Source organism: Enterococcus columbae DSM 7374 = ATCC 51263 (assembly GCF_000406925.1).
Taxonomy (GTDB): Bacteria; Bacillota; Bacilli; order Lactobacillales; family Enterococcaceae; genus Enterococcus_E; species Enterococcus_E columbae.
On record NZ_KE136347.1, the window covers coordinates 38179 to 50592 of the forward strand.

Here is a 12414-nt window from a genome sequence, read left to right on the forward strand (position 1 = left end):
TTAGATAACACAGCTTTCACACTGATTGCTACCGATTTCTTCCGCATCGTCAGTAAAGGTACGAACGTAATAGATGGACTTAATTCCTTTATGAAAGGCATAGTGACGTAAAATATTTAAGTCACGAGTCGTCTGTTTGGTTGTTGTTTTCCATTCATATAAGCCAGCTGGAATTTCTGAACGCATGAATAAGGTTAGGCTCATCCCTTGATCGATGTGTTTTTGAGCAGTTGCATAGACATCGATAACTTTACGCATATCCATATCATAAGCTGATTGATAATAACCAATCGTTTCGTTAGATAAATGTGGTGCAGGAAAATAAATTTTACCAATTTTCTTTTCTTGACGTTCTTCAATTAAACGAGTGATTGGATGCAAGCTAGCACTTGTATCATTAATATAAGAAATAGATCCGTTTGGTGCGACGGCTAATCGGTTTTGATGATAAAGTCCATATTTTTGAACATTTTCGGCTAATGCTTGCCAATCAGCAGCACTTGGAATGAAAATCCCCTCAAATAATGCTTTTACTTTATCCGATTTTGGTTGATATTCACCAGTTAAATAAGTGTCAAAATAACTACCATCTGCATATTTTGATTTTTCAAAATGATAGAAGGTCTGTTTGCGTTCTTTAGCAATTTGATTGCTTTCATAAAGCGTCCAATAGTTTAGTAGCATAAAGTAAATATCTGTAAATTCAATTGATTCTGGTGAACCATACAACATTTGATTTTTTGCAAAATAAGTATGCAAGCCCATTGCCCCTAAGCCAATGGTATGGCTTAAGGCATTGCCGTTTTGGATAGAAGGGACTACATCAATATCAGAAGCATCAGTCACATAGGTTAAGGCTCTAGTCATTACACGAACAGATTGACCAAAGTCTGGACTTTCCATCAAGTTCACGATATTGGTAGAACCTAAATTACAACTAATATCAGTTCCCAATACTTCATATTCTTGTTTACCGTTTAAAATAGAAGGTTGTTGAACCTGTAAAATCTCAGAACATAAATTACTCATGATAATTTTACCGTCAATTGGATTGGCACGATTAGCCGTATCTAAATTAACGATATAAGGATAACCAGATTCTTGTTGTAATTTAGAGATTTCATTTTCTAAATCACGCGCTTTAATCTTAGTCTTACGAATATTAGGGTTAGCAACCAATTTATCGTATTCTTTAGTAATATCGATATAAGAAAATGGCACACCATATTCGCGTTCAATACTATAAGGGCTAAAGAGATACATATCCTCATTTTTTCGAGTGAGTTCATAAAATTTATCTGGAACTAAAACACCAAGTGATAAGGTTTTTACACGAATTTTTTCATCAGCATTTTCTTTTTTGGCTGATAAAAATTGAATGATATCAGGATGGAAGACATTTAGATAAACAACCCCAGCTCCTTGACGTTGTCCAAGCTGATTGGAGTAGCTAAAACTATCTTCAAATAACTTCATTACGGGCATAACTCCGCTGGCGGCATTTTCGTAACCTTTAATTGGCGCGCCTGCTTCACGTAAATTAGATAAGGTAATGCCTACGCCACCACCGATACGAGATAATTGAAGAGCGGAGTTGATTCCACGGCCAATCGAATTCATGTCATCAGTGATTTGAATTAAAAAGCAGCTTACTAATTCGCCGCGACGTTTACGTCCGGCATTCAAAAAGGAAGGAGTTGCTGGCTGATAACGCTGATGAATCATTTCATCAGCTAAAGCTAAAGCTAAAGCTTCATCACCGTTAGCAAAATAAAGCGCATTGAAGGCCACACGATCTTCATAGCTTTCCAAATAAGTAGTCCCATCATTAGTCTTTAAGGCATACTGTGAATAGAATTTATAAGCCGCCATAAAAGATTTAAATTGAAAATTTTGCTCTTTTAAGTAGGTAAATAATTCGTCAATAAAACGAGGTTGATATTTATTGATGAATTCACTTTCTATGTAATCATGTTCAATCAAGTATTGAATTTTTTCATTTGGCGAAGAGAAGACCTTGGTGTTAGGTTTTACATTTTCTTCAAAAAATGCGGCTAAGGCTTCTTTATCTTTGTTTAATGGAATTTGTCCGTTGACAGGACGATTAATCTCATTATTCAATTTGAAGTAAGTTACATCTTTTAATGCTTTCAAACTCATCAACTCACAACCTTTTTTGTTTTTTTATTTAAACATTAAAAAAGATTTGTAGTTATTTTTTAACTAACAAATCTTTTCACTACTCTTATTACTATACGCTATTTTTTTTGATTTGTCTATGCTAATTGTCTCAATTGATCAGGACGGAATCCGACAATTGTTGCCAACTCAGAGGTTACCACTGGGACAGATTGGAAGCCGTTTTCCTTCAACCAATCAATCGCTTCTGGTTGCATATCAATATTGATTTCTTCAAAGTTTATTTGATGTTCAGTTAAGAATCTTTTAGCCATTTTACATTGCATACAATTATTTTTAGAAAATAGTTTGATACTCATCTTCATACCCTCCGTACAAAATATCTATATCACTAGTATAAATATCTTGAATAAAAAGTCAATAGAAAAACACAATATGTAGTGCTTGATTTTTAGTTCAGACACTATAAGTAGTATTGACTGACAATCTCTTGTGAATGATGTACAAATTAATTTTTGAAAGCGTAAAAAAGGTAGCAAGACTAGCTGATTATTCTTGTGAAAAAAAGGACATTTATTTACAAATGTGATTGACATTTTTGAGATAAATAGGTATTCTATTGATAATGATTCTCAATTTCACGAAAAGGAGTTCAATCTCAGTAAGGAAAGGACTATTGTTGATGTTAAAATTAAGTCAAGGGGTTTGCCATCAATTGTATGTGGTTCAGTCAATTGAGGCAAATGAGAAATTAAAGAAGCGATTGCAGGATTTAGGAATAGTTCCTGATGCAACGATTGTTCTTATTCAATCGAATAAAGATAGCGGAATTGTTATGTTAAAAAATAGTCGTTTAGCATTAGATATACAGGTACTTTCTTTAATAGAGGTAAAAGAGCAAGCTACAAGAAAAGAATGGTTATCTTTAGATCAAGTGGCAGTAGGTCAAACGGTTAAAGTAGTCGGTATTCATGGTCAAGGGGCCATTAAGCGTCGTTTGATGGATATGGGAGTCACCAAGCACCTCACGATTTTTGTGCATAAAGTCGCTCCTTTAGGTGATCCAATCGAGATCAATTTGCGCGGCTATACGTTAACTTTGCGTAAGGCCGAAGCGGCTTTAATTTTAGTCGAAAGGGATGTTGCGGTATGATCAGACAGCAGGTTGCCCTAGTAGGAAATCCAAATAGTGGCAAGACAAGTACTTTTAATGTGTTAACTGGCGCTAATCAAACGGTTGGAAATTGGCCAGGGGTTACAGTTGAACGCAAATCTGGTTTGCTAAAAAAGAATAAAAATATATGTATTCAGGATTTACCAGGCATTTATTCAGTCTCATCCTACTCGCCAGAAGAAGTGATTGCCAGAGAATACCTATTAAGTGATGAGTCTCAGTTACTACTAAATATTGTGGATGCGAGTAATTTAGAGCGTAATCTTTATTTGACTATTCAGCTCATGGAGTTCGGCTTGCCGATGATGGTTGGGCTAAATATGATGGATGTTGTAAAGAAAAATGGTCATAAATTAAATATCGAAAAGCTTACTTATGCGCTAGGGCTGCCCGTGGTCAGTATGAGCGCCTTGAAAAAACAGGGAATTGCTGAGTTAGTTGGGACCATTGAGCAGCAATTATCCCAGCCTGAGCTGCCGGCCTTTTTACCGACCTATGATAAGCGGGTGGAAGCTGCCTTAGCAGAAATTATTGATTTGATTAAAGAGAAAGTGCCTGCTGAACGTTTGCGCTTTTATGCGATTAAATTGTTTGAACGTGATCAACAATTGACTGATCAACTGCAATTATCCAAACATACGCTTAATGAAATTGCCGAAATTATCCAAATTACTGAAAAGATTTTTGATGACAGCAGTGAAGCGATTATCATTAATGAACGTTATGAGTATGTGATGAAGATTGTTGCTTTATGTATGGTTAAAAATACAAATTTTGAAATGAATTTGAGTGATAAAATCGATCGCATTGTAACCAATCGTTTTTTAGCTTTACCAATTTTTGCTTTTATCATGTGGGCGGTTTACTATCTGTCCATTCAAACAGTGGGGATTATGGGGACTGATTGGGTAAATGATGTATTATTTGGCCAATGGGTACCTGATTTTACTACCAGTTTATTAAATCAATGGCAAGTGGCTCCTTGGATGCAAGGATTAATTGTTGATGGAATTATCGCCGGGGTAGGGGCGGTCTTAGGCTTTTTACCACAATTACTGGTTTTATTTTGTTGCCTAGCTATTTTGGAAGACTGTGGCTATATGGCGAGAATTGCCTTTGTGATGGATCGTTTGTTGCGTCGCTTTGGTTTATCAGGAAAATCGTTTATTCCGATTTTAGTTGCGACCGGCTGTGGCGTACCTGGAATTATGGCTTCACGTACGATTGAAAGCGAAAGAGACCGTCGTTTAACCATTATGGTGACTACTTTTATGCCTTGTTCAGCAAAATTACCGATTATTGGTCTGATTGCTGGAGCTTTCTTCCCGCATAGTAGTTGGGTTGCACCCTCAGCTTATTTTTTAGGAATATTTGCTATTGTACTTTCAGCGATTAGTTTAAAGAAGACCGCCTTGTTTGCTGGCGAAGTAACCCCTTTTATTATGGAGTTACCGCCATATCATTTGCCACAAGTTAAAAATGTTGGCTTACAAATGTTTCAAAGAGGAAAAGCCTTTGTAAAAAAAGCCGGCACAATTATCTTTGCGACCTCTGTCATTTTGTGGTTTATGATGCATTTTAATTTTTATGGTGAAATGGTTGAGGTTAATCAGAGTATCTTGGCCTTTGTCGGTAAATGCTTTGCTCCTTTATTCTTGCCTTTAGGTTGGGGAAATTGGCAAGGCGCAGTTGCGACAATTACCGGTTTGATTGCCAAAGAAAATGTAATTAATACATTTGGGGTCTTATATACCCATTCTTCGACTATTTCTGAAACTGGGAAGGAATTCTGGGTGAATATGCATGTAGATTTTACCGCAGTTTCGGCCTATGCCTTTTTAGTCTTTAACCTGCTTTGTGCGCCTTGTTTTGCAGCGATTGGAGCCATTCATCGAGAAATGGCTAGTGCCAAATGGACTTGGTTGGCTATTGGCTATCAGTGCGGTTTTGCTTATATGATTAGTCTATTGATTTACCAATTTGGACATTTGTTGTTTGAAGCTGGTTCTTTAAATGTTTTAAGTATCGTTTCTATTGTAGTAGCAGGGATGTTTATCTATCTTTTTGTACGTCAACCAAAGCAAAATACTAAACAAACGATTCAACAATTGGTGGTGAATAAATAATGAATCTTTCAACTTTTATTTTAACGGTATTGATTATCGGAGCGGTAGGGATAGTCATTTATCGACAATTTAAGACAAAAGGTCATTGTGAGCATTGTGAAAGTGAGTGTGCCGTTAAGTATAGCCAATCGATGAAGGGTAAAAAATCTCCTTTGAGTAAATGAGTTTTTCTTTATTAGTAAAAAAGCCTGAGTAGTTCGCGCTACCCAGGCTTTTTTAACAATATTTACGATTATTCCGGTAAAATTTGGATGCCTAATCCTAGTAGACCAGGACCTGTATGAACGACCAAAGCTGGAGAGATATCACCAAATAAGATTTTTTTAGCCTTAGGGAAACGGCGGGTCATTTCTTCTTTTAACCATAAACCTTCTTCTAAAGCATCTCCTTGAGCGATGGCCAAACGATAATTTTTGGCTTCACCAATAAATTTCTCGGTTAATTGAATCATATTTTCGATGCTTTTTTTGCGTCCACGTGTTTTGGCTACGGTATAGTATATGCCGTCTTCGTTACAAGAAATAGTTGGATTTAATTTTAGCATATTGCCAACTAAAGAAGCGACTAGACCGATTCGTCCACCCTTTTGGAGATATTCTAAGGTAGCAACATTAAAGAAGACGCGATTAGCCGTCACTTCTTTGGTCATCGTCTCGATTAAATCTTCAAAGTCAATGCCTTCTTCGATTAGTTCAGCTGCCCGAATAGCCTGTAAGCCAGCTGCAATGCCGATATTTTTCGTATCTAATACAAATACATTTAAGTCAGGATCTTGATTGCCAATTAGACGAACGGCATTATACGTCCCACTTAAACCGCTGGAAATGGTAACAGCAAATACCTGTTTATAGCCAGCTGCCTTAATTTCATCAAGTACGCGATGAATGACTTCTCCACTAGGTAAGGAAGTTTTAGGGATTTCTTCTGAAAAGCGATCATAAACTTCACGAGGCGTAATATCGATTTTATCGGTGTAAGTTTCGTTTTGATAAATAATTTGTAAAGGTAGCATAAACATTTGTTTTTCTTGGACAATTTCCATCGGTACATCTGTTCCAGAATCAATTAATAAGGCGATTTTATGTTCATTCATAGCTATCTTCTCCTGTCAAATAAAGATTTGTTTGTAATTCAATCATTTTTTCAGCTAATAACTTATTGGCAAAAGAACGGGTGGCCACTCGGACAGCGAGTAATTCAACATCGTTTTGGGTATTGATTGCTAGACTTTGCTGTGTAGCTTGTTTACCGATAAAGTGAATGGCTAATTCCTGTTCGGTACAAAATAAATCATAAGCTTCACGTATCCCAGAGACTTTTCCTTGGAAAAGAATCCCGTTTTTAACCTCTGGAATAGTTAAGACTTGTTTTAAAAGCGTGATGGCAATTAAAAAAGCTAAATGTTTACGATTATAGCGCTTTTTCTTGGGAGCTGGAATCAAGCCTTTTTTGACGTAATTATTCACCATAGCGGGTGTCAATAGGCTATGCTTATCGCTTTGGATAACTGGTGCCAAGTATTGATCCACTAGTTGAATGACTTGATCCATATATAAGTCTAATTCAGGTAATTCTTCCCAACGAGGTAAGTGAAAATCGAGTAATTCAGCTCCCCATTGGGCTAAAGCAGCTTTTAATTCTTCCATTTGATTGACCTCTTTTATTTTAAAAATAAGTTTTTAAAGTTATAGGGTTTACTTTATCTAGTTTTTAAAACCAGATAAATTTTATCACATTTTTTCTAACTTGTCATGAGGCATTTGCTAATCAGCTGATTTTAAATTATATTTTATTTTTATAAAAATAACCCTTGCATTTTTTGAATTGAGATGCTATTATATACAAGTAATCGATACGGGTTGTTAGCTCAGTTGGTAGAGCAGCTGACTCTTAATCAGCGGGTCGCGGGTTCGAGCCCCTCACAACCCATAAATGATTAGAAAAAGAACGTTGTTGGATTGTTTAGGACAGTCTATCAGCGTTCTTTTTGTTATATCAATTTATGTAAAAAAAGTCATTAAATCTTAAATGAATAGAAAAAAAGACCTTTTAATGAAACATTCGCAAAAATAAGTTATAATAGAGACGAATGGTTCGACATAGAAAGTGAAGAGGTGACAATAAGTGAAAAAAATATTGGTTGTAGATGATGAAAAGCCAATTTCGGATATTGTAAAATTTAATTTAGCGAAGGAAGGCTATGAGGTATTTAGTGCCTATGATGGAGAAGAGGCCTTACAAAAGGTTGAAGAAATTCAACCAGACTTGATTTTATTGGATTTGATGTTACCTAAAATTGATGGCCTAGAGGTTGCTCGAGAGGTACGTAAGACTTATGATATGCCTATTATTATGGTGACGGCTAAAGATTCTGAAATTGACAAGGTTTTAGGATTAGAATTAGGTGCGGATGATTATGTGACCAAGCCATTTTCTAATCGTGAGCTAGTAGCTAGGGTGAAGGCTAATCTTAGAAGAGGAGCTTCTAGCGCTAAAGAAACAGAAGAAAGTCAAAATGCAGAGTTAAAAATTGGAGATTTAACGATCCATCCAAATGCGTATATGGTTACCAAGCTTGATGAAGAGATTGATTTAACGCATCGTGAGTTTGAGTTATTACATTATTTGGCCAAACATTTAGGTCAGGTGATGACCAGAGAGCATTTGTTACAAACTGTTTGGGGATATGACTATTTTGGGGATGTGCGTACTGTTGATGTGACGGTTCGACGTTTACGCGAAAAAATCGAGGACAAACCGAGTCATCCTAATTACCTAGTAACGCGCCGAGGCGTGGGCTATTACTTGAGAAATCCAGAACAGGAGTAAGTAAATGAAAGAAAGAGTTCGCTTTTTTCAATCAGTGAACTTTAAAATTGCCCTGACATTTATCTTGATTTTATTGATATCAATCGAGATAATCGGGGCATATTTTATTCGTGGATTGGAAAAATCAATTATTGATAATTATAGCAAGGGGATGGATACCCAGGTAGCAGCTTTAGCAAATACGATTTCTTCAGAATTAGATCGAGCGAGTGATAAGCAAAATATCAATCAAACCATTCAAAGATTACTAGATAATAGTAGTACTAGTGAAATACTAGAGATGCGTGTGGTTGATGAGAAGGGGATTGTACGCGCAACCACTGATGTTACCGAAAAATCTTCAATTGGGAAGAAAAATGATTATCAGGATATTAATAATTTTACCATCAAAAGTTTTCGGGTTTATGATGATGAAACGGGCAAACGTGTGTTAATCAATGTCCACCCAATTCAATCATTAACTGGTGATACCATTTTAGGCGCACTGTATGTCAAGAGTAATATTGAAGATCAGTATCAGCAAATTCGCAATATTGCGATTATCTTTGTGACGGCTTCTTTGATTGCTGTAGGGATTTCCATGGTGGTAGCCGTTTTAATTGCTCATTCGATTACCCAGCCGATTGGTGAGATGCGTGAGCAAGCGGTTCGGATTGCGCGAGGAGACTATAGTCGAAAAGTAACGGTACATGGAAAAGATGAGCTAGGACAACTGGCTACTACCTTTAATCAATTAGCTAAACAAATTGAGGAAACACAAGAGGCGATGGAATCTGAGCGTAATCGCTTGAATAGTGTCTTATCACACATGACTGATGGTGTGGTTGCTACCGATCGACGGGGGAAAGTAATTACCATTAACGATATGGCCTTATCCTTGTTAAATGTAAAAAAAGAAGTCGCTATCGGTCAGAGTATCCTAAAATTGTTAAATATTGAAAAAGACTATACGCTACGTAAAATTTTAGAAAGTACCGAGGAACTATTGATTGAATTAGCTGATTCACACCAAACCAACGATCAAAGAATTATTCGCGTGGAATTTTCGATGATTCGCCGTGAATCTGGTTTTATTTCTGGCTTAGTAGCTGTTTTACATGATGTTACTGAGCAAGAACAAACTGAACGTGAACGTCGTGAATTTGTCTCGAATGTTTCGCATGAATTACGAACACCGCTTACCAGCATGCGCAGTTATATTGAAACGCTGAGTGAAGGTGCTTGGCAGGATAAAGAGATTGCACCGAAATTTTTGAAAATTACGTTAGATGAAACAGATCGTATGATTCGGATGATTAATGACTTACTTGATTTATCGCGCATGGATAATGGCAATTTGAAGCTCCAGCTAGAAATGGTGAATTTCAATGAGCTAGTGAATTTTGTCTTGGATCGTTTTGACGTTATTTTGACCAATGAGGAAAAGAAATATACGATTCGTCGAGAATTTACTAAACGACAATTGTTTGTCGAGATTGATCCTGACCGAATGATTCAAGTAATAGATAATATTATGAATAATGCCATCAAATATTCACCTGATGGCGGTACGATTATCGTAAGGCTAATGGAAACACATAATAATGTTGTTCTATCGGTAACCGATAGAGGTTTAGGTATTCCGAAAAAAGATTTAGCTAAAATTTTTGATCGCTTCTATCGGGTAGATAAAGCGCGTGCGCGTAAACAAGGCGGAACCGGCTTAGGCTTGGCGATTTCACGAGAAGTGGTTCGTGCGTTGGGTGGTAGTATCTGGGCGGATAGTCGTGAAAACTTTGGTTCAACTTTCTATATTAGCTTACCATATGAACCAATCGAGGAGGAATGGTGGGATTGAAATATATTAATCGTTTAGTCCAGATTATTTTAGTCATACTCATTGGCCTTAGCTTTTATCTATCCTATCTTATTTGGTTGTTTCCGGCTAATCAGGAGGCAACCGATGTGCAAGAAGTTAGCCAAAACGTGGTGGCGATGCGCTCTAAGCAAGAGCTATTTTTGCCAACGCAATTGATTTTTCGGAATAATCAAGCTACTTTTAGTGCCCATTCAGAAAGTGTGATTCGCTTATTTCAAAATCAGCTAGCTAAGGTTAAATTAAGCCAAATGTCAGTAAAGACCTATTCAGCTAAAGCTGAGCTAGCAGCTAGCTATAAAGAGAATGAAGTAATTGTTTTTCATTATCTTTCTCAGATGAGCTTATCCACCTATTTGCAGGTTTATCATCTACAATTATCTACAGAAGCACTACAAAAAGCCAAACAGCTAACCTTTGATACGGTAAAAATAGATTTAAACAAAGAAAAACTTTCCTTTATTCATACGGATAAATTGAGAGTGATTCAATATGATTTTAGCGGTTTAAGTAGCAAAAACTTTTCCTCACTGCTAAATAAGACGCAGGATAAAATGCAAAAGTATCCGTTAAATCAGGAAATAGTAAATGGCGAAGTTCTTTCCGAACAACCAATCCGTTTACAGCTCTATTCTTATATTTCGGCTGACCAGCCTTATACCGTATTTCGCGATGCCTTTTTTAATGATACTAAAAATATTAAAGTAAACGATGATACACCAGATGCGATTTCAATCAGTAATAGTAAAGGGGATATCTTGACGATTAATTTAGATACCCAATTAATTGACTATCGTGAAAATAATTATTTATTAAAAAATCAAACATTATACAATGCAAGTGCGCATTATATGGCTAATTTAGGTACGAGTATGGGACAGTTACGTTATTTTACGGTTGAAGATGAACGGTTTACTTATCGGCCTTTTGTCGAAGGTTATCCCATTTTTCGAGAAAATAATCAGGGTGCTATTGAAGTGACGTTTAGTCCGACTGTAGAAAAAAATCAAAAAAATATCAATATTACCGGTAGCTTAACGACTATTCAAGTACCAATTCCGTCTGAAAAAACGCAAGAATTACCAGGGGCGGGGGCTGTTTATCAACAGTTGTTTAATGCGGGCTTAGATCAAAAGCAATATCCAATCATTACGATTGGTTATCAATGGACGGACTTACAAGACACCGGCGTGGTAGATTTAACGCCAACTTGGTTTGTATATTACCAACAAGAATGGTACCAATACCAAGTGCTACTTAAAGAGCTACAAGCGACCAACTAATCGAACTAGGTTATGCTAGGGTTGAGTTTTTGATCGTTCAAAAGCTAAAAAAGTAAGAAGGAGGGCTTGTTCTAAGAGTGTTGATGACCTGCTCTTAGAAAACTGCCCAACTATTTTTTAATAATAGTTGGATAAACAAAATGGATTTTAGAAGAATAGAACTTATTTTTTTAGTGGCCTTTTTATTTTTGAATGTTTTCTTATTTTCAATTTATCGCGAATCTCACGATGATCAAACCTTGGTTGCAAGAGTAAATCAAAAAATTGATATTGAAGAGAGATTGAAGGCAGATAAAATAGAATATGACGGCCCACTATCTGATAAGCATTCAAGTGGCTATTATCTCAGTGCTGTCCAGAGTAATTTAACTGCGGAAATTGCTAAGGTGAGAAAGCAAACAAAGGATGCAACTTTATTTACCAATAATGTTGAAGTAAAAGAAAAAATGTTGCTGATTTCTCCTGATAAATCAACTGAAATCAGTAAGAAAACGAATTTAGCAGATTTTATGAAAAAATTCCTAGCTGATCATCAGCAGGTGTTGGATGGAAATTTATATACTTACCATGCTGATTTTACTGCAAAATCAAAAGATTACTTGACATTAGTTGCTTGCCAAAGCTTTGAAGGCTTAATGATCCATGATGAAACCGCGCAAATTAAGCTGAGTCTAAAAGAAGAAAATGGCAAATATCGGTTGGTAAAATCACAACAGATGGCATTGACTAATCTTACCCCTTTACGTGAAAAAATTTCAGTGGTTTCTGAAAAAGATGCCTTAAATACCTTATATATCAATAATAAGTTGTTAAAAAATGACGAAATTTTATGGAGAAAGCTCGCTTATACTTTGATTTTGCAGGTTAGAGGTAAAAATGTTTATATTCCCGCTTGGTTTATTGCGATTAAACATGATGATGGCAATTCAGAAATAGAAGTAGTCAATGCTTTTCGAAATCGCATCATTACCAATAGTACAGTTCGTAAAGTGGAAAATCAGTAAAGGA

Annotated in this window: 11 protein-coding genes and 1 tRNA gene; 8 read left to right on the plus strand and 4 right to left on the minus strand. The window is 36.2% G+C overall.

Features of this window, described 5'->3' with window-relative positions:
• Both nrdE and nrdH read right to left on the minus strand, forming a co-directional pair.
• The gene (gene nrdE, locus RK02_RS00185; protein ID WP_016182209.1) at window positions 1-2160 is read right to left on the minus strand and encodes a class 1b ribonucleoside-diphosphate reductase subunit alpha; all 2160 of its coding nucleotides are present in this window, start codon (window positions 2158-2160) and stop codon (window positions 1-3) included.
• Between the two features lie 116 nt (window positions 2161-2276).
• Complete coding sequence (nrdH, locus tag RK02_RS00190; RefSeq protein WP_016182210.1) at window positions 2277-2498, minus strand: glutaredoxin-like protein NrdH; 222 nt, start codon at window positions 2496-2498, stop codon at window positions 2277-2279.
• Between the two features lie 323 nt (window positions 2499-2821).
• On the opposite strand from nrdH, the gene RK02_RS00195 reads away from it, so the two are divergent.
• The 3 genes from RK02_RS00195 to RK02_RS12010 are packed head-to-tail and all read left to right on the plus strand — an operon-like array spanning window position 2822 to window position 5603.
• The gene (locus tag RK02_RS00195; RefSeq protein WP_016182211.1) at window positions 2822-3292 is read left to right on the plus strand and encodes a ferrous iron transport protein A; all 471 of its coding nucleotides are present in this window, start codon (window positions 2822-2824) and stop codon (window positions 3290-3292) included.
• The gene (feoB, locus tag RK02_RS00200; protein ID WP_016182212.1) at window positions 3289-5439 is read left to right on the plus strand and encodes a ferrous iron transport protein B; all 2151 of its coding nucleotides are present in this window, start codon (window positions 3289-3291) and stop codon (window positions 5437-5439) included. The genes RK02_RS00195 and feoB overlap by 4 nt, the downstream gene beginning before the upstream one ends.
• Window positions 5439-5603, plus strand: a complete 165-nt coding sequence (locus RK02_RS12010; protein WP_016182213.1) for a FeoB-associated Cys-rich membrane protein — start codon at window positions 5439-5441, stop codon at window positions 5601-5603. The genes feoB and RK02_RS12010 overlap by 1 nt, the downstream gene beginning before the upstream one ends.
• A gap of 68 nt (window positions 5604-5671) precedes the next feature.
• On the opposite strand, the gene RK02_RS00205 is transcribed toward RK02_RS12010, so the two are convergent.
• Window positions 5672-6532, minus strand: a complete 861-nt coding sequence (locus RK02_RS00205; RefSeq protein ID WP_016182214.1) for a DegV family protein — start codon at window positions 6530-6532, stop codon at window positions 5672-5674.
• The gene (locus RK02_RS00210; protein WP_016182215.1) at window positions 6525-7085 is read right to left on the minus strand and encodes a DUF1836 domain-containing protein; all 561 of its coding nucleotides are present in this window, start codon (window positions 7083-7085) and stop codon (window positions 6525-6527) included. The genes RK02_RS00205 and RK02_RS00210 overlap by 8 nt, the downstream gene beginning before the upstream one ends.
• A gap of 210 nt (window positions 7086-7295) precedes the next feature.
• Between RK02_RS00210 and RK02_RS00215 the strand changes: the two genes are divergently transcribed.
• The 5 genes from RK02_RS00215 to RK02_RS00235 all read left to right on the plus strand — a co-directional run bounded on the left by RK02_RS00215 (window position 7296) and on the right by RK02_RS00235 (window position 12410).
• Window positions 7296-7368, plus strand: a tRNA-Lys gene (locus RK02_RS00215).
• A 195-nt stretch (window positions 7369-7563) separates the two neighbouring features.
• Window positions 7564-8268 (plus strand): response regulator YycF, encoded by a 705-nt coding sequence (gene yycF, locus RK02_RS00220; protein WP_016182216.1) that lies wholly within the window; start codon window positions 7564-7566, stop codon window positions 8266-8268.
• A gap of 4 nt (window positions 8269-8272) precedes the next feature.
• Window positions 8273-10105: a cell wall metabolism sensor histidine kinase WalK gene (gene walK, locus RK02_RS00225; protein ID WP_016182217.1), complete on the plus strand. Its 1833-nt coding sequence runs from the start codon at window positions 8273-8275 to the stop codon at window positions 10103-10105.
• Window positions 10093-11406 carry a YycH family regulatory protein gene (locus tag RK02_RS00230; RefSeq protein WP_245555665.1) on the plus strand — a complete coding sequence of 438 codons (1314 nt, stop codon included), beginning with the start codon at window positions 10093-10095 and terminating at the stop codon, window positions 11404-11406. The genes walK and RK02_RS00230 overlap by 13 nt, the downstream gene beginning before the upstream one ends.
• A gap of 140 nt (window positions 11407-11546) precedes the next feature.
• The gene (locus tag RK02_RS00235; RefSeq protein ID WP_016182219.1) at window positions 11547-12410 is read left to right on the plus strand and encodes a two-component system regulatory protein YycI; all 864 of its coding nucleotides are present in this window, start codon (window positions 11547-11549) and stop codon (window positions 12408-12410) included.
• Window positions 12411-12414: the final 4 nt, after the last annotated feature.